The organism is Kitasatospora sp. NPDC034023 (assembly GCF_055575795.1).
The window spans coordinates 51,016-68,509 of record NZ_JBVIRY010000035.1 but is presented as its reverse complement, the minus strand read 5'-3'; the positions used below and the strand labels follow the sequence as shown (position 1 = coordinate 68,509).

Annotated in this window: 17 protein-coding genes; 10 read left to right on the top strand and 7 right to left on the bottom strand. The window is 74.0% G+C overall.

Annotated features, from left to right (window positions below; translation table 11 throughout):
- Positions 1 to 20 precede the first annotated feature (20 nt).
- Together ACZ52R_RS34730 and ACZ52R_RS34725 are read right to left on the bottom strand one after the other, a co-directional pair.
- Positions 21 to 896 carry a hypothetical protein gene (locus ACZ52R_RS34730; RefSeq protein WP_360504912.1) on the bottom strand — a complete coding sequence of 292 codons (876 nt, stop codon included), beginning with the start codon at positions 894 to 896 and terminating at the stop codon, positions 21 to 23.
- A gap of 59 nt (positions 897 to 955) precedes the next feature.
- A complete protein-coding gene (locus tag ACZ52R_RS34725; RefSeq protein WP_360504988.1) occupies positions 956 to 2,500 on the bottom strand; it encodes a hypothetical protein in 1,545 nt (514 codons plus the stop codon).
- 194 nt (positions 2,501 to 2,694) lie between these two features.
- Here ACZ52R_RS34725 and ACZ52R_RS34720 point away from each other — a divergent pair, with 194 nt between their 5' ends.
- The 6 genes from ACZ52R_RS34720 (at position 2,695) to ACZ52R_RS34695 (ending at position 7,730) form a co-directional block, all read left to right on the top strand.
- A complete protein-coding gene (locus ACZ52R_RS34720) occupies positions 2,695 to 3,747 on the top strand; it encodes an IPT/TIG domain-containing protein (RefSeq protein ID WP_465754796.1) in 1,053 nt (350 codons plus the stop codon).
- Positions 3,748 to 4,005: 258 nt separating this feature from the next.
- Positions 4,006 to 4,530: a hypothetical protein gene (locus ACZ52R_RS34715; RefSeq protein WP_465625432.1), complete on the top strand. Its 525-nt coding sequence runs from the start codon at positions 4,006 to 4,008 to the stop codon at positions 4,528 to 4,530.
- A gap of 153 nt (positions 4,531 to 4,683) precedes the next feature.
- Positions 4,684 to 5,460: a LamB/YcsF family protein gene (locus tag ACZ52R_RS34710; protein ID WP_360504918.1), complete on the top strand. Its 777-nt coding sequence runs from the start codon at positions 4,684 to 4,686 to the stop codon at positions 5,458 to 5,460.
- Between the two features lie 68 nt (positions 5,461 to 5,528).
- Positions 5,529 to 6,176, top strand: coding sequence for a 5-oxoprolinase subunit PxpB (gene pxpB, locus ACZ52R_RS34705; protein ID WP_465754803.1), 648 nt, complete (start codon positions 5,529 to 5,531; stop codon positions 6,174 to 6,176).
- Positions 6,177 to 6,230: 54 nt separating this feature from the next.
- Positions 6,231 to 6,758, top strand: coding sequence for a hypothetical protein (locus ACZ52R_RS34700; RefSeq protein WP_465625434.1), 528 nt, complete (start codon positions 6,231 to 6,233; stop codon positions 6,756 to 6,758).
- Positions 6,759 to 6,851: 93 nt separating this feature from the next.
- Positions 6,852 to 7,730 (top strand): 5-oxoprolinase subunit C family protein, encoded by an 879-nt coding sequence (locus ACZ52R_RS34695; RefSeq protein ID WP_465754795.1) that lies wholly within the window; start codon positions 6,852 to 6,854, stop codon positions 7,728 to 7,730.
- 9 nt (positions 7,731 to 7,739) lie between these two features.
- Here the strand turns inward: ACZ52R_RS34695 and ACZ52R_RS34690 are convergent, their stop codons facing one another.
- Both ACZ52R_RS34690 and ACZ52R_RS34685 read right to left on the bottom strand, forming a co-directional pair.
- Entirely contained in the window at positions 7,740 to 8,663 is a 924-nt protein-coding gene (locus tag ACZ52R_RS34690) for an aminoglycoside phosphotransferase family protein (RefSeq protein ID WP_465754794.1), read from the bottom strand.
- A gap of 90 nt (positions 8,664 to 8,753) precedes the next feature.
- Positions 8,754 to 9,524: an alpha/beta fold hydrolase gene (locus ACZ52R_RS34685; protein ID WP_465754793.1), complete on the bottom strand. Its 771-nt coding sequence runs from the start codon at positions 9,522 to 9,524 to the stop codon at positions 8,754 to 8,756.
- A 169-nt stretch (positions 9,525 to 9,693) separates the two neighbouring features.
- Between ACZ52R_RS34685 and ACZ52R_RS34680 the strand changes: the two genes are divergently transcribed.
- Positions 9,694 to 10,227 (top strand): PadR family transcriptional regulator, encoded by a 534-nt coding sequence (locus ACZ52R_RS34680; RefSeq protein WP_465625442.1) that lies wholly within the window; start codon positions 9,694 to 9,696, stop codon positions 10,225 to 10,227.
- 112 nt (positions 10,228 to 10,339) lie between these two features.
- Here the strand turns inward: ACZ52R_RS34680 and ACZ52R_RS34675 are convergent, their stop codons facing one another.
- Positions 10,340 to 10,939, bottom strand: a complete 600-nt coding sequence (locus tag ACZ52R_RS34675; RefSeq protein ID WP_465625444.1) for a DUF4396 domain-containing protein — start codon at positions 10,937 to 10,939, stop codon at positions 10,340 to 10,342.
- Between the two features lie 144 nt (positions 10,940 to 11,083).
- On the opposite strand from ACZ52R_RS34675, the gene ACZ52R_RS34670 reads away from it, so the two are divergent.
- A complete protein-coding gene (locus ACZ52R_RS34670; RefSeq protein ID WP_465625446.1) occupies positions 11,084 to 11,779 on the top strand; it encodes a class I SAM-dependent methyltransferase in 696 nt (231 codons plus the stop codon).
- Between the two features lie 236 nt (positions 11,780 to 12,015).
- Positions 12,016 to 12,858 (top strand): undecaprenyl-diphosphate phosphatase, encoded by an 843-nt coding sequence (locus ACZ52R_RS34665; RefSeq protein WP_360504992.1) that lies wholly within the window; start codon positions 12,016 to 12,018, stop codon positions 12,856 to 12,858.
- 148 nt (positions 12,859 to 13,006) lie between these two features.
- Here ACZ52R_RS34665 and ACZ52R_RS34660 read toward each other — a convergent pair whose 3' ends face one another.
- Positions 13,007 to 14,518 (bottom strand): HEAT repeat domain-containing protein, encoded by a 1,512-nt coding sequence (locus tag ACZ52R_RS34660; RefSeq protein ID WP_465625448.1) that lies wholly within the window; start codon positions 14,516 to 14,518, stop codon positions 13,007 to 13,009.
- Positions 14,519 to 14,805: 287 nt separating this feature from the next.
- Here ACZ52R_RS34660 and ACZ52R_RS34655 point away from each other — a divergent pair, with 287 nt between their 5' ends.
- Positions 14,806 to 15,411, top strand: coding sequence for a hypothetical protein (locus ACZ52R_RS34655; RefSeq protein WP_465625450.1), 606 nt, complete (start codon positions 14,806 to 14,808; stop codon positions 15,409 to 15,411).
- 73 nt (positions 15,412 to 15,484) lie between these two features.
- Here the strand turns inward: ACZ52R_RS34655 and ACZ52R_RS34650 are convergent, their stop codons facing one another.
- Positions 15,485 to 16,966, bottom strand: coding sequence for a DNA-binding protein NsdB (locus ACZ52R_RS34650; RefSeq protein ID WP_360504935.1), 1,482 nt, complete (start codon positions 16,964 to 16,966; stop codon positions 15,485 to 15,487).
- Positions 16,967 to 17,494: the final 528 nt, after the last annotated feature.

Below are 17,494 nucleotides of genomic sequence, written 5' to 3'. Positions count from 1 at the left end.
CTATGGGGTTGTCAGAGCGATCAGAGCGAGTGGAACGGCAGGCCGGCGTCGGCGACCAGTTCGTCGGAGGTGTCCGGCGGCAGCAGGCTGGCGGTGCCGTCGGAGACCGGGACGACGCCCAGGTCGATCAGTTCGGCCATGGCCGCGCTGCCGGCCAGGTCGCGGACCTGGAGCTGGTAGCGGGCGGTGGTGCGGTAGGTGCCGCCGGAGTCGTCGGAGACCTTCTGCAGGAAGCCGGAGTCGACCAGGAACAGCACGGCCTTGGCGACGATGCCGATGGTGGAGCCGGAGAGCCGGCGGGCGTCCTTGGTGGCGCCGGTGGCGGTGCGCCGGGCCCAGACCCGCCAGGCGGCCTCCAGGCCGGGGGCGTCGGACTGCGGGTCGGTGTTGGCGCCCTCGGCGTCGGCCTGCTCCTCCAGGCGGCGACAGGCCTGGCGGACGAAGGAGTCGACGCCGTTGACGGTGATCCGGCCGAGGTAGGTGTCGTCGGCGAGGTCCTCGGGGCGGGGGAAGGCCATCGCGGCGACGGCCAGGTGGGCCAGGCCGTGCAGGAAGCGGTCGGTGGACTCGGAGGCGGCGCGGCGCGAGTAGTCGCCCATCCGGACGGCGAACAGCGAGTCCTCGGCGGCGGCCACGGCCATGCCGGCGCGTGGCGAGACCTCCAGGACGACCAGGCCCATGCCGGTGGCGATGGCGTCGGCGAGCCGGGCGAACGGCGGGTCCTCGCGGTGGCGGCGCACGAGCTCGGCGTACTCGACGTCCCGGGCGGGCAGCAGCTTGGCCTGGAGGCCGAAGGAGACCAGCCGGGCGGCGTCGGCGACGTCGGCCGGGGTGATCGGCGCGGGGGCGGCCGGTTCGGTCTCGGTCGCCCAGGACGTGTCGTGGTGGGTCGTCACGGGCGGTGCTCCTCGGGGGTGGCGCGGTTACGGGTGTTCTGGTGGTGCGGCACGGCCGGTCAGCCGGCGTCCTTGCGGTCGGCGGCCATGCCGACCGCGTCGAGCAGGGCGCTGCCGACGATCAGGTCGGCGCCGCCGAACTCGAGGTCGCGCAGCGGGGTGCCGTCGTCCACGGCGAACAGCAGCCGCTCCTCGCCCTGGCGGTAGGCGGTGCCGACCGGCGGGCTGGCGGCGTGCACGGCGAGCAGGGCGACCAGGTACGGCAGCTCCGGGTCCTGCTTGCGGGCGTCGGCGAGCAGGCCGGAGAGCCGGCGGGGGGCATCCGGGGGCAGGTCGAGCAGGACCAGCGCGGCCTCCAGCTGGGCCTCGGAGAACCGGCTGTCGTCGGGGGTGGCGACCAGGTCCGGGTCGGGCAGCTCGGCGCCGAGGTGCTCGCGCTCGACCGGTGGGGTGAGCAGCAGGTCGACCAGGTCGGTGACCCGGACCGAGGCCGGGGTACGCAGGCCGGCGCCGCGGGCGAAGAAGGCGCCGGTGGGGCGGACGGCCTGCTCTATCGGCAGCCGGAGCACGGGGGCGAGCAGTTGCCCGTACAGGTCGATGCCGCTGCGGGCGCCGGGGGTGGCGAAGGCCTGCCGGTCCTGCTCGGCGCGGAACAGCGGGCCGGCCTCCAGCAGGCGGGTCTGCAGCTTCGTGTGGCGGCGGATGCAGTCCTTGACGATGTCGAGCAGCTCGGCGGCGCGGCGCTTGTGCTCGGCCCCTTCGGGAGTGTTCGGCTCGGCTTCGTCGCGGGCCTTGCGGATGTTGGTGAGAATCGCGTTCTCGTGCCGGTAGCGGTCGGCGATGTGGTCCAGTGCCTCCTCGATGAGGTCCGGGACGGCGCGCATCCAGTCGACGGCCCGGACGTTGCGGCGGGTGGCGTCGAGGGCGCGGCGCAGCGTCTCGGCGTACTGGACGGTGCGGTAGCGGGCCTGCTCGGCGGCGAGCTGGGCGTCGGCCAGGCGGCCGCGGCGGATCAGCACCTCCAGCTTGACCTCGGCGGCGATCTGGGCCGAGGTGACGTCGGTGTCGAGCGCGCCGACCAGGACGTTGACCGCCTCGTCGGTGGTGCGCAGGTAGACGCCGCCGTCGGGGCCGGGGACCTCCTCGATGAGCTTGAAGTCGTAGTCGCGGCGCACGTACGCGCCGTCCGCGCCGAAGGTGCCGTAGACGGCGCGGAAGCCGCGGTCCACGCTGCCGACGTTGATCAGCGACTCCAGCACCCAGCGGGCGACCCGCTCGTGCTCGGCGGCGGGGCGGCCGGCGGCCTGGGCGGCGACCCGGGGCAGCAGGCGGGCGAGGACTATGTCGCGGTCGGCTCCGGTGTCGAAGTCCATGTTCAGGGTGACCAGGTCGATCGCGGCGAGGCCGACCTCGGCCATCGCGTAGCCGCCGTACTCGCCGGCCAGGTTGACCTTGCGGTTGTCCAGGTCGTGCAGCGGGGCGGTGCAGGCCAGCGCCTTGAGCCGGCGGGCCAGTCCCTCGTCGGCGGCGGGGCCGGGCGCGGGGCGCGCGACGGCCGGGCCGGCGGACGGTCGGAGGCCGGGCTCGGTGGGCGGGTCTGCGATGGCGGTCACGGGGGACAAGATTAGAGGTTCGCACCGACATCGACCGAAACGGACCTTGCGGACGGACGGAACGGCAGGTGGGGAGCCGTCCGGGGGACGTTTTCAGAACGCGGTTTCGACGGTATTCCGCCATTCTCGAACCGATATTCGAGAAAGCCGTGAGGGCGGCGCAATGGTTCGGTGATGATCGACCTATGATCAGCCGACTGGCCAAGGCGGGCCTCGCCGCCGCGCTGTCCGTGACCACCCTCACCACCGGTGTCGTCCTCACCACCGGCGCCGCCGCGGCCGCGCCGGCCGCCACGGCATCGACCTCCGCGCAGCACGTGACCGTATCCCTGAACGGCTACCTCCCGAGCACCACACCGCCCGGGCCGGGCCAGTTCTCGATCGGCTGGACGTCCGCCGGGACGGCCGACCTCACCGGGCCGACCCACATCACCGTCGACCTGCCCCCGGGCCTCACCACCGACGGCGCGATGTTCTACTCCACCCCGTACGACTACACCTTCACCGAGACCGTCTCCCCCGACGGCCGCCACCTGGACGCCGTCCTGGTCGGCACCCGGCGGCCCGGCCACTACGAGTTCATGAAGATGAAGCTCTACGGCAACCCCAACCAGCAGTCGGACGGCCAGATCGTCGCGACGGTCGGCAACCCGAACGACACCGACCCGACCGGCCACGTGGCCCTCGCGGCACTGAACGGCAGCACGCCGACGCCGGCCACCCCGCCCGCACCCGCCGTCACCGGCCTCGACACCACCACCGGCCCGGGTACGGGCGGCACCGCGGTGACGGTCAGCGGCAGCAACCTCACCCACGGCATGGTGCTGGTCGGCGGCGTCCCCGCGGCCGGGAACTGCACCGACACCGCGTGCACGGCGACCACGCCAGGAGGCTCGGGCAGCGCCCCGGTCAGCGTGGTGACGCCCGGCGGCACGGCCGCCGCCCCCGCCACCTTCGACTACACCGGCGCCGCGCCGCCGGCGCCGCCCGCGCCGGTGGTCACCTACCTGTACCCGACCAGCGGACCGGTCGCCGGCGGCACCCAGGTCTCCATCGCGGGCACCGACCTGACGTACGGGTCGGTGCGGTTCGGCGGGGTGCCCGCCGACCACGTCTCCTGCGGCCCGAAGTTCTGCACGGCGTACGCGCCGGCGGCCTCGCACTCCGGCGCGGTCGGCCTCACCGTGACGACGGCGGGCGGGACCAGCGCGCCGGTCACGTACACCTACACCGCGTAGCGCTCACTGTCGGTGCCCGGGTGCCTCGGCGCCCGGGCACCGACGCGTTTCCTGGCGCGGACGCGTTTCCGGACTTGACGCGTTTTCGGACTTGACGCGTTTCCTGGCGCGGACGCGCTTGCGGACCCGACGCGCTTCCGGGCCTGCGTTCGGCTACCCCGAAGGGGCAAGTTGAACGCGTTCAAAAGGAAGGTCTAGAGTCGGTTCCGCGCAGTCGGGACAAGGCCCCGCCTGCCCTTCGGCATGGAGGTGCACGACATGGACGGCGACCCCGCGGTCACCCTTCGCAAGGTCCGGCGCTGGCTGTGGTTCTTCCTGGTCTGCCTGGTGCTCAGCGGCCTGACCGCCTTCCCGCTGGAGACCGAGACCCGCCTGCTGGCCGAGTTCGCGACCGGCCCGGCCGCCCCGCTGACCGACCACTTCCCCGCCGTGACGGCCTGGTTCGAGCGGGTCCACAAGGGCATCGCCGAGACCAACGAGCGCTACCCCTTCCTGGCCTACGGCACCGACTGGCTGGCCTTCGCCCACCTGGTGATCGGCGCCGCCTTCTGGGGGCCGCTCAAGGACCCGGTCCGCAACATCTGGGTGATCCGCTGGGCCGCGCTCGCCTGCGGGGCCGTCATCCCGCTGGCCCTGATCTGCGGGCCGCTGCGGGGCATCCCGCTGGTGTGGCGGTTCATCGACATGTCGTTCGGCGTCTTCGGTGTCATCCCCCTGCTGATCGTGCTGCGGGCCCTGCGTCCGCTGGAACGTTCCTTCCCGGAACCGGTGCCCGCGCGCTGAGCCGAGACGGCCCGCACGCCCCGCATGGCGCCACCCCGGGGCGTGCGGGCCCGGTCGCACGCCGCAGGCCCGGCAGGGGCCGGGGTCACGGACAACGGCCTTCACCCACAGGCCCTACCATCTGGCTCAAGAGCTGCTGGGAGGCGGACGGGCGTGGCCGATGCGGTGATCGATCTCAATGCGGACCTCGGCGAGGGGTTCGGACGCTGGACGCTGACCGACGACGAGGCGCTGCTGTCCGTGGTGACCAGCGCCAACGTCGCCTGCGGCTTCCACGCCGGCGACCCCTCGACGATGCGCCGGGTCTGCGCACTGGCCGCCGAGCGCGGCGTCCGGATCGGCGCCCAGGTCTCCTACCGCGACCTGGCCGGCTTCGGCCGCCGCGCGATGGACGTCCCCCCGGAGGAACTCGCCGACGAGATCGCGTACCAGATCGGAGCCCTCCAGGTCTTCGCCCGCGCCGCCGGCTCGAAGGTCTCCTACGTCAAACCGCACGGCGCCCTCTACAACCGGGTGGTCGCCGACTCCGAGCAGGCCGAGGCCGTCGTGGCCGGCGTCCTGCGGGCCGGCGCGGTCTGCGACGGGCCGCTGCCCGTCCTCGGCCTGCCCGACTCCCGGCTGCTCGAGGTCGCCGAGGGCGTCGGACTGCCGGTGGTCGCCGAGGCCTTCGCCGACCGGGCGTACACCCGCTCCGGCACCCTCGTCCCGCGCCGCGAACCCGGCGCCGTGGTGCACGACCCCGAAGCGGTGATCACCCGCGCGGTCGGCATCGCCCGGGACGGCGCGGTGGAGGCCGTCGGCGGCGATCGGATCACCGTCGAGGCCCGCTCGCTCTGTGTCCACGGCGACACCCCCGGCGCCGCCCAGCTCGCCTGGCGGGTGCGCGGCGCCCTGGCCTCGGCCGGGGTCCGGGTGGAGGCGTTCACGTGACGGCCGGCGCCGAGCCACCGCCGGGCGGCCCGGTGCGGCCGGTCGGTTCCGCACAGCGGGTCGGCTCGGTGCGACCGGCCGGCTCCGTACAGCGGGCCGGCTCGGTACAGCGGGTCGGCGAGCGGGCGCTGCTGGTCGAGCTGCCCGGGACGGCCGAGGTCACGGCGCTGTACGGATGGCTCCGCGAACAGCGGGACGCGGGCGCGCTCGGCGAGGTCGAGGAGCTGGTACCGGCCGCCCGCACGGTGCTGCTGGACGGCGTCGCGAACGTCGACGCGGTGGCCCGGCTGCTCCGCACCGTCCGTCCGACGGCGGCCGAGACGGCACGCGGACCGCTGCTGGAGGTCCCGACCGTGTACGACGGCGCCGACCTGGCCGAGGTCGCCACCCTGTGGGAGGTGTCCGAGGAGGCGGCCGTCCGGATCCACACCGAGCCCGAGTACGTGGTCGCCTTCTGCGGCTTCGCCCCCGGCTTCGGCTACCTCACCGGCCTGTCCACGCGGTACGAGGTCCCGCGCCGGGCCACCCCACGCAGCTCCGTCCCGGCCGGCTCGGTCGCCCTGGCCGGCCCGTACACCGGCGTGTACCCGCACCCCTCCCCCGGCGGCTGGCAGCTCATCGGCCGTACGGCGCTCCCCCTCTGGGACACCGACCGGGAGCCCCCGGCCCTGCTGACCCCGGGCGTCCGGGTCCGGTTCACGGCGCAGCGGGCATGAGTGGCGCGGGGCCCGACCCGGCCCTCCGCGCAGTGCGCTCACTAGACTTCGAGGATGATCGAGCTCCTCGACAACCTTGATCTGCTGACCTGGCGCCACCTCGACCCGACCACCCTGACCTTGGGCGGTGTGGCGTTCGGAGCCCCGGCCTCCGACGTCCCGCGCCGGCGGATCGTCGACGCGACCGCGCCCGTCGTCGCCCGCCGCACGAGCGGGACCGACATGGAGTCCGCGTACGAGGACGGCAACGGGCGGCGGCTGACCCTGGACGAGGTCGTCGACGACGCCGTCCGCTCCCAGGGCTTCCTGTACGCCGCGGACACGCTCACCTACCGGATCCGCTCCGGGACGGTGGTCGGCTTCGCGGTCTACGGCCCGCACCTGGCGCACTTCGCCGCGCTGACCTCGTACGAGGAGTTCCGCACCGCGTTCGGCACACCCGACCGGGTCGACACCGACGACGAGCCCGGCGGCGGGCCCATGGCCTACTGGCACCACTACTCGGCCCCGCGGAAGTGCGCGCGGTGGGACGCCTGGGACAACCGGGTGAGCCTGGTCAACCTGGGCGACTTCAGCAAATAGGGCCGGTCGGCGGGGCAGGCGGTCGGCAGGGCAAGCGGTCGGCAAGGCAAGCAGACGGGCAGGCGGTCGGCAGGGCGTCAGGAGGCAGCGGCGATGAGTGAACTGGTGGTGGTGCGGCCCGGGCCGCTGACCACGGTTCAGGACCTGGGGCGGCGCGGGGTCGCGCACCTCGGGGTGCCCAGGGCCGGGGCGCTGGACGAGCCGGCGCTGCGGGCGGCGAACCGACGGGTGGGCAACGAGCCGGGGGCCGCCGGGCTGGAAACCACGCTCGGCGGGGTCGCGCTGCGGGCTGTCGGGACGGTGCTGGTCGCGGTCACCGGTGCGCCCGCGCCGGTACGGGTGGACGGCCGGGCGGCGGCGTGGGCCGCGCCGGTCGTGGTGCCGGACGGGTCCGTGGTCGAGGTGGGCCCGGCGACGGACGGGGTGCGCGGCTACCTGGCGGTGGCCGGCGGGATCGCCGTCCCCCCGGTGATCGGCAGCCGCTCGGCGGACCTGCTCTCCGGCCTCGGGCCGGCCCCACTGGCCACCGACGACCGGCTGCCGGTCGGCACTCCGCCGCCGTACCGGGCCCGGCCCGAGCTGGTGCCGCTGCCCGCTCCCCCGGCCGAACTGGTGCTGCGGCTGCGGCTCGGCCCGCGCGCGGACTGGTTCACGGCGGACGCGGTGGCCCGGCTGGGCCGCGACGACTACCGGGTCTCCTCGACGAGCAACCGGGTCGGGCTGCGCACCGAGGGCCCGGCGGTCACCCGGGCCCGGGACGGCGAACTGCCCAGCGAGGGCATGGTGCTGGGTGCGGTGCAGATCCCGCCGGACGGGCAGCCGGTGGTCTTCCTGGCCGACCATCCGACCACCGGCGGATACCCGGTGATCGGCGTCGTCCCGACCGCCGATCTCGCGGCCGCCGCGCAGGCCCGGCCGGGGACCCCGGTGCGATTCGCGCCGCTGCGGTTCGCGCCGCCACAGGAGCGTTGACAGCGCTCTTCAACGCCCCAACAGCAGTTCGGCGACGGCCCGTTGGGCCGGGTCCAGTACGGTCTCGCCCTCCTCGGCGGCCCAGGCCGCGTTCTGCAGCACCCGGGCGAGCGTCCAGGCCGTCGCGATCTCGCGGTCCAGCTCCAGGGTCTCCGTCAGGAGGTCGAAGCGCCGCAGCAGCGCCCGGGTGAGGTCCCCGGTGGCCACCAGGTCCTCCCAGCGGTTGCGCAGCGCCGGGAGCAGTTCGAACCCGGGGTGTCCGGCGAGCGGCTTGGGGTCGATGGCCAGCCAGGGGCCGCGGCCGCTCCCCGGGAGCGGGGCGAGGACGTTGCCGTAGTGCAGGTCCCAGTGGAGCAGCCGGTCGCCGGGCTCGGCGCGCACCTCGCGGAGGGCTGCCGTGCAGTCGGCGAGCAGGCTGCGCTCGTCCGGGTGGCCGAGAGTGGCGACGGCCGCCGGGGACCGCGACAGCAGTTCTGTCGACGCTTCCGCCAAAGTCCTGAGGCTGCAGGGAGCTTGATGCCGTGTCAGCTGGCGCAGCAGATCGGCGATCACCCGCACTCCCTCGAGGTCGTCGGGCAGGGCGAGGAGCGAACGCGCCGGGTCCAGGCGCTCCAACAGCATGGAGCCCGAGAGGGGTTCGTGGTCCAGCAGTCGGACGGCGCCGCACCCGTCCCAGACGTCCAGGGCGAGGGGTTCGCCCGCCGTTTCCTCGTCCACGGGCTGCAGTTTGAGCACGGCGGGCGTCCCGTCGGCGCGCAACACGGGCAGCACCAGGCCGACGACGCCGTGCGCGGGCGGCCCGTCCGGGCGCAGCTCCCAGCGGTCGAGCAACTCGCCCGCCAGGGCGGGCAGTCGGGCCGCCCAGGCGCGGCCCTCCGCGCCGAGGAACGCCTCCAGGGACGCGGCCAGGTCGGGCGGGACATCGACGGGCATCGGGCGGGCTCCTCTCGGGCGGTCCCGTTCAACCTAAGCGGCCCCGTTCAACCCAAGCGATCCCGGTCAATCCGGCCCGGGCGGTCCCGCTCACCCCAGGCCGAATGCCTCCGCCGCGGCGGCCGCGAAGCCGTCCGGGTTGTCGAGCATGATGTTGTGCCCGCAGTCCGGGACGGCGACCACCCGCACGCCCGCCGCGCGGAGCCCGTCCGAGCCCGCCAACTCGCCGTCCGCCGCCGGGTGGAGGAAGGTCCGCGGGAGGTCGAGGCCGAGCAGCAGCTCGCGCATGGCCGGGACCGTCGCCCGGGCCAGGTGGCGGGCGCTGCGGTAGAGCGCTTCCGGGCCGGCCAGCCGCATCGTGGACCACCAGAACGGCCCGACCCGCTCGGCGACTTCCTCCCGGCCGCCGGCCAGGAACTCCGCCTCGGTGTAGCCCGCGATGCCACTGCTGCCGGGCCGCTGCCGGTCGGGGGCGACCGGGTCCAGGTTGGCGTCCACCAGGACGAGTCGGGAGACCAGCCCGGGGTGCCGGTGGGCGAGGACGATCGCGATCGCGCCGCCCATGCTGTGGCCGACCACCTCGACCCGGCTCAGCCCGGCCGCTCGCACCGCCGCCGCAACCGCGTCGGCGTGGTCCTCCAACGTGTACCCGAAGTCCGCCGGACGGTCGCTGATGCCGAAGCCGAGCAGGTCCATCAGGAGCGAGCGGCGTCCGGCGAGCAGCGGGTGGGCGGCGGCCGCCGCGAAGTAGACCGACGAGGTGGCACCCAGGCCGTGCAGGTAGAGCCGGGCCGGCTCGGCGCCGGGCAGTTCGACCCAGCGGATCAGGTCGCCGTTCGGGGTGACGGGGGCGTGGCGCATCGCGAGGACTCCTCTGCAGGGGAAGCACCCGGGAACCGCCGGGAGCACCCCGGGAACAGCGGGGAACAGCCGGGAGCACCGGGGGAACGCCGAAACCATACCTCGCGATCGAGGTATCCCGCAGTCGATATACCCATGGATCGAGGGATGGGCGTGAGAGGGTGTCCCCATGTTCAAGCTCGCGATCCTCGGGTTCCTGTACGGGCGGCCGCTGCACGGCTACGAGCTGCGCCGCCACCTCTCCGCGCTCTCCGGGCACGTCCAGCCGATCAGCGACGGCACGCTCTACCCCGCGATCAAGCGCCTGGAGGCCGCCGGACTGCTGGTCCGCCGGACCGAACCCGGCAGCGCCGCCGCGCCCCGGCACACCCTGCACCTCACCGAGGCCGGCCGCGCCGCACTGCTCGACCAGCTGCGCGAGCCCGAGCCACTGGACATCAGCGACGAGAACCGCTGGTTCACGCTGCTCGCCTTCCTGCGCCACCTCGAGGACCCCGCCGCCCAGGCCGCCGTGCTCCGCCGCCGGCTGGCCTTCCTCTCCGAGCCGGCGAGCTTCTACTACGACGGCGACCGCCCGATGGGCGCCGAGGAGTTCGCCGACCCCTTCCGGCGCGGCCAGCTGCTGATCGCCCGCGCCACCACCGAGGCCGAACTCGGCTGGCTGCACGCCACGTTGGCCGAGCTGGAGGGCGGCGTGCAGTAGCGGGCGCACCGGAACGCACTGTGGCCCGCACCGACCGTCGAAGGGTCGGTGCGGGCCACGGGCAAGGGTCTCCGGCATCCCGGAGCACGATCGGCGCCGGCGGGTACGGGATTCAGTGCTGGTGGTGGGCGTGGACCACGGCATGGCCGCGCCCCCGGCCGATCATCCACTTGTTGACCGGAACGGTCAGCCCGAAGGCCAGGGCCAGCGAGCCCGCCAGTGCCACCCAGAACAGCAGGTCACCGAGGCCGGCGTCCATCGCCCCGGGGACGGTGACCATCACGGTGTTGTCGATCAGCTCCATCACCAGGATCGACACGGTGTCGGCGGCCAGCGCGACCTTCACGGCGGCACCGACGTCCAGACCGGCCTTCAGCACGCCGCGCATGGTCAGCGCGTAGCCGAAGACGAAGGCCAGGAGGATCGAGAGCACCACGGTCGCACCGTTGTGCAGGCCGAAGGCGGTGCCGAACACCATGCCGAGGATCTCGCCGATGGCGCAGCCGGTGAGGCAGTGCAGGGTCGCCTGCGCGGCCATCCGCCAGCTCGTTCCGCCGCCGTGGGCGTGGTGGTGGCCGTGCTCGTCGGGCCCCCGATGGTCATGCCCGTGGCGCCCCTGGCCTTCCTGCCCGGCGTGCACCTGGTGGTCATGACCGTGCTGCCCGGGGTGCTCCTGGTGGCCGTGGTGCTCGTGCTGTGCGGGGTGTGCCATGTCGTCCTCCGCTTGCTCCGACGCCCGTTCAGCGCCGCTTCCCTCGCTCCGTCGATGATCGAAGCTATACCCCCCTGGGGTACCTTGCAAGCCCTTGACGGCGCCCCCTTCCCACCCGCGCCCATCCGTGCTCGGATGAAGGACATGACCGACGACCGACGCAAGGGCTATGACGGAACGGGCGCGGGCGCGATCACCCCGGACGGCTGCGCCGTCGAGGTGTGGAGCCGACTCCCCGCGGGCAACGCCCCGGACGTGATCGAGGCGGCGGTGCCGCCCGGCGCGAGCATCCTCGAACTGGGCTGCGGCGTCGGCCGGATGACGCACCCACTGGCCGACCGCGGCTTCACCGTGACGGCCGTGGACGAGTCCATCGAGATGCTGGCCCGGGTCCGCGAGAACGTCCGTACGGTGCGCAGCCCGATCGAGAAGCTGGACCTCGGCGAGCGCTTCGACGTCGTCGTGCTCGCCTCCTTCCTGGTGCACGCCGGTGATGTGACGGTTCGTCAGAGGCTGCTGGAGACCTGCCGTCGCCACGTCGCCGAGGACGGCTGCGTGCTGGTGCAGCGCGAGGGCGAGGACTGGCACCTGAACGTGCCGCGCGAGACCGCGATCGGCCCCGGCGCGTGGTCCCGGCTCGTCTCCGCCACCCCGGTCGGCGACGGCGTGAACTCCGTCCGCTGCGAGTACGAGTTCCCGGACGGCACCTGGACGCAGACCTTCCTGTCCCGGCCACTCAGCACCGAGGCGTTCGAACAAGCCCTGGCCGAGGCCGGCCTGACGGTCGAGCGCTACCTGACGGAGGACCGCACCTGGGTCCGGGTCCGGCCCGTGGACTGACCGCCCGCGGCCGGAAACGGGCCCGTTCGCAAAGGCCGAACAAAGGGTGAACCAAGAACTGTCACTTTCACCCCGTACCATCGGCCGCGCGCCGGGCCCGCGCGCGGCCTGCGGGCCGGGCGGGTCGCGGTCGTCCGCACGCCCGTTCCGACCCGCAAGGACCCGCCCATGCCGCCCCTGCCACCCCTGCCGCCCCCGCCCCCCACCCGACGGATATCCGCGGCGGGTGCCCGGTGATCAACTGGTTCCACGGGGCCGTTCTCGGTCTGATCCAGGGGCTCACCGAGTTCCTGCCGGTCTCCTCCAGCGCCCACCTGCGGGTCTTCTCCGCGCTGCTGGGCTGGGACGATCCGGGCGCGGCCTTCACGGCGGTGACCCAGCTCGGCACCGAGACGGCGGTGCTGATCTACTTCCGCCGGGACATCGCCTCGATCGTGAAGACCTGGGCGCGGTCACTGGTCCGCCCGGCGCTGCGCTCGGATCCGGACGCCCGGATGGGCTGGTTCGTGATCATCGGCACCCTGCCGATCGGCATCCTCGGCAAGCTGTTCCAGGACACCATCGAGACCCATCTGCGCGACCTGCGGATCATCGGCACCACACTGATCGTCTTCGGCCTGGTCCTTGCCTTCGCCGACCGCACCCGCGCCGTCCGCAACGCCCGTCCGATCACCGACCTCACGCTGCCGCACGCGGGCATCTACGGCTTCGCCCAGGCGCTCGCGCTGATCCCGGGCGTCTCCCGATCCGGCGGCACGATCAGCGCGGGCCTGCTGCTCGGCTACAGCCGGGAGGCGGCGGCCCGCTACTCGTTCCTGCTGGCCATCCCGGCGGTGCTCGCCTCGGGGGCGCTGGAACTGTTCAAGATCGGCGAGGGCCCGGCACCCGCCTGGGGGCCGACCATCCTGGCCACCCTGATCGCCTTCGCGGTCGGCTACGCGGCGATCGCCTGGTTCCTCAAGTACATCTCGAGCCACAGCTTCCTGCCGTTCGTCGTCTACCGGGTGCTGCTCGGCATCCTGATCATCGGACTGGTGGCCGGCGGCGTCCTGACCCCGGACGCGGGCGCGGTGAAGTAGAGCGGCGAAGTGGAGCGGCGAAGTGGAGCGCGGAAGCAGAGCTGAGAAGTAGAACCACGTTTCAGAACCGCTCCCCGAAGGCGCCGGCTCCGGAAAGCAGTGGGCCGGGACACCGTGTCGGTGTCCCGGCCCGCTGAACGGCGAGGACCTAGCGCGGCTCCCGGGCGGCGGTCAGTCGGCCGCGGACGGCGGCGTGGACCTCGGCCTCCTCGGCCGGGTCGGCGGCGAGCCTGCGCAACCGCTCCAGCACACGCGCGTCGCCCGTGGTGGCGACGTGGCGCGCGGCGAGCTCACGCGTCGACTCCTCGCAGTCCCAGAGGCACTCGACGGCCGGCCCCTCGGGAAAGTGCACGTCGGTGGCGGCGAGCGCCCGGGCGGCACGTCCGCGCAGCTCGGAGGAGGCGGCCTCACCGTAGATGTGGCGCAGGACCGGGACGGCGTCGGCGGCGGCCAGCCGCCCCGCACCGTCCACCAACGACCCCAGCCCGGTACCGCCGACCCCGCGCACGGAGATCCAGCGGCGCAGCCCGGCGACCACCAGCGGCCCGTCCTGCGGCCCCCCGGCGTCGGCGAGCAGCTGGACGGCGGCCTCGCCGAGCGCGCTGTCCGCGCCCCCGCTGGCCGGGTCGGCCCAGCGGCGGGCCTGCGCCAGCACCTCGGGACCGCGCATCCGGCCGAGCAGTTCCAGGGCGGCCCGGACGATCCGGTCGTCGACGTCGGCGGCGGCGGTCTCGATCAGCTCGACCGCGGCCGGGTCCCGTTGGTCGACCAGGTAGCGCAGGGCCGCGCGGCGGGCGCCGGGCAGGCCGTCGCGGGCGGCCTCCAGCAGCGCCGGACGGTCCTCGGGGCGGACGACGGCGGTCAGGCAGCGGGCGGCCGCGGCGGCGCGGCGGTCCACCGCGTCGGGGCCGTTGCCCGGGGATTCGGTGTCGCGCGCGGGCTCCGGGCGGGCGTCGGGCCGGTCGAGGAAGGCGCCGACGCCGACGCCGCCCAGGTCGCCCTGGTCGGCCCAGGCCAGCACGTCGGCGGTGGACCAGCCCGGGGTGACGCCGCTGCGGTTGATCTGCCGCTGCCAGAGGTCGAAGGGTGACTGCTCACTGGCCGCCGCCACTCTCGGGTGGTAGGCCGCCCACAGCCGCCAGGGCCGGGGCTCGTACGCGTTGCGGATGAACTCACGCAGTTCGGCGTCGCCCTCGGGGCCCGGCGGGAAGTGGTCCAGCACGGCGGTACCGAGCAGCAGCAGGCCCCGGTCGTCGTCGCGCAGGGCGAGTTCGTCGAGGGCCCAGGCCCAGTTGGCGCCCGTGGCGGCGTACTCGCGCAGCATCAGCAGCGCGTCGCGCCGGCCGTACGCGGCGAGGTGGCCCAGGACGGAGAGGGCGAGGCCGGTACGGCTCTCGTCGTCGGTGACGAGGTCCTCGGCGGAGTGGAGGTGGTCCTCGATGCCGTCGAGGGGAGCCTCCAGCTCCATGTAGAGACGGGCGTAGTAGAGGGAGCGGCTCTCGACCTGCCAGTCGGCTCGCGGATCCCTGGTGACGCACTCCTCCAGCGCGGCGATGGCCTCGGCACGGTCGGCGGCCAGCGCATGGAGCTGCCCGTCACCACGGCCTCGCTGCAGGAGGCCTAGGAGGCTGGCACTGGGTGCTATCACTGGCTCGAACATGAGGTCAGCATCCGTTGCGGCGGTCGTAGTGGCAACGGGATTTCCGTCGCCGGGGTCTCTGGTCGGTACTGCGGTGGGCGCCCGGGCGCCGGAATCACCGAAGGTTACCGCCTCGGGCCACCTTCCGCACACAGGGCGACGGAGCCTGCTGCCACAGTGGCATATGCCAGGGGAATTTTGCCTGCGATCTGTCCAAATCGCCCACGGGGGTCAGGACGCTGTGCGACAGTCTTCTCACAACCCGAACGACCCGCACAAAGCGGGCCGAACCGAACGATGGACCCGCCATGAACATGCCTTCAGGCGCCGCCCGCCCGCCGGGCACCGCCACGGTGGACGGCGCCCCGGCGGGCGCGAACGGCTCCGGCTCGAAGGCCTCCGGTGCAAGCACCTCGGACACGGCAGGCGCGGGTGCGACGGGCACGGCGGGCCGACCGGGCCACGCCGGCGGCGGAACGCATGACGACGGCACCGGCGGCGAAGCCGGCAGCGGAACGGACGGCAGAGTGGACGGCACGGCACAGGAGCCGTCCGGCCCCTACCTCGGCGGCGGCAGCAACGACGACAGCCTCCTCGGCTCCGCCGAATGGGACCTGCAGACCGACGGCATCCGCTGGAACGCGGAGACCTACCTCCTCCTCGGTTGCGACCCGGGCCGCGGCCCGCTCAGCCTCGACCGGCTGCCCGACCGCCTCCCCGAGGCGGACCGGCCGCTGCTGCGCCGGATGATGACCGACGCCCTGGTGCACGGCCGCGTCGCCGCAGGCACCCTGCGGATCCGCCGGCCCGGCGGACGGCACGACAGCGTCGAGTGCGCGGGCGAACCCGTCCTCGGCGCGGACGGCACCGTCACCGCGCTGCGCATGCTGCTCCGCCCGGCACCGCCGGACTGAGCCGCGGCGCCCCGGCGCACCCGGGACCGCGCATCCCGGCCCCGGACGTCAGCCCCGCACGTCAGCCCGCCCCTCAGGTCAGCCGCGGCCGGTTCTTGGCGTCCGCCGCCCGCAGCTCCCGGCCCAGCTCGGCCCGCAGCTCGTCCACCGCCGGCAGCCCCCGGTACGCCGCGGTCAGCCGGTACATCTCGCGCAGCCGGTCCCAGGTCCGGTGCGAGGAGTTCTGGCCGATCAGGTTCATCACCATCTTGGCCTGCAGCTCGGCCGCGTCCGGCTCGCCCGTGATCAGGTGCACCGAGGCCAGGGTGATCCGGTCGAACAACGCCGAGCGCAGCTGCCCGGTGCCCTCCCGCAGGGTGATCACCTGCTCCGCCCGCTTGCGGGCCCTGGGGGCCGCCGCCGGGTCGTGCTCGGCCAGCGTGCGCAGCACCAGGGCCTGCATGCCGCGCAGTTCGGCTTCGTCGAACACCTGCATCCAGGACGGCGGCGGCTCCGGCGACTCCTCGGCGAACAGGTCCTCGGCCTCGCCGAGCAGCCGGTAGGTGTCCTGGGAGTGCCCGATCGAGGCGTGCGCCCAGGCCTCGACGGTGTTCAGCATGGCGCGCGTTCTGGGCACCACCGTGCCACCGGCCGCCTTCGCCGCCGACATCAGGTCGAGCGCGTCGTCGGCCCGGCCCAGGTGGACCATCTGCCGCGCGGCGCGGCTGATCGCCTCGCCGGCCCGCGGCCGGTCGCCGGACTCCATGGCCGCCTCGGCCGCGATCACGAAGTACCGCTGGGCGGTGGGCTCCAGGCCCACGTCGTGCGACATCCAACCCGCCAGCACCGCGAGGTTGGCCGCGACCAGCCACAGCCGCTGCTCCACGGCGGGCGGGTGCCGGTGCGTCAACAGACCGCCGACCTCGTTGAGTTGACCGACCACCGCCTTGCGCTGCAGCCCGCCCCCGCGGGCCGCGTCCCAGGCCCGGAACACCTGCACCGAGTGTTCCAGCGACTCCACCTCATCGAGCCCGACCGGGCCCGCGTCGTACACGTCCACCACCGGGCGCGCCGCGCTCCCGGTGATCACCTGGCGCGGCCCGGGGACGGCGGCCGCGTACGCGACCGCGTCCCCGCCCAGCCATCCCTTCAGCGAGTCGGCGATGACCGCCCCGGCCGTGAGCGCGGCTCCGGCGCCCACCAATCCACGTCGGTTCAGCATGAGGTCCATTCCCGTGAACTCGGTGAGGACCACGGCTGTTCGATCCGGCGACCACGGCACTGCTGCGGACGGCTCCGCTCCGGACCTGGTGGGCCGGTGTCGTTCCAGACCGAGGTCCTCAGTGGTGACGACACGGCCGAGCCGCTCCGTGAACACGGCAGCCAGCACCCTCGGCACCGGATCGCGCGGGATCTCCCCCTGCTCGATCCAACGTCGTACCCTCGAGGTGTCGGTGGACAGTTGCATCTGCCCCATCGCGGCACCGCGACGATTGACCAGCCGCGCGAGCTCGCCCTTGGACCATCCGGTCAGGACGAACAGATCGGCGAGTCGGGTGTTGGGTCCCCTGCTCAATGAAGCCCCCAGGTTCCTCGGCTCCTTCGAGGCTAGAGGCTCCGGCAAGTGCCAGGCGAGCATTCGCCACCGTTCGCCAGGGCCCGCCAGACTACTAAGCCAGTGCCCGAGGGGTGTGTTGTAGGGGTGCGCCACCTCGCCCCCCGGGTCGGGCGGCGTCCCACCAGCGTCGGGGCAGTCCCCCGACGGTGTCACGGGACGCTCCCGGTCCTCACCCGAGGGGGTGGCGCGGCCGGGTGGCGCGGGAGCGCCGGGCACGGCCACGGCAAGTCCGGCCGACCGCATTCCCCAGGGTGCGGACGGCCGGAGCACAGCCGAACAGGGGTTCCTGACCCCGCGTCCGTGCCCGGCGCTCGCGCACCACCCGCCGTACCGCGACGGCGTACTCCCCCGCCCCGCGGGGGCGCACCACCCAACGCCGTACCGCACCACCCGCAGGGCCGCCGTCACGCCAGGAAGCACACGGCACCAGCCCTCCCCGCCCCCGCGGGGCCGCACCCGCCGACGGACCGGAAGGGACCACCCTCA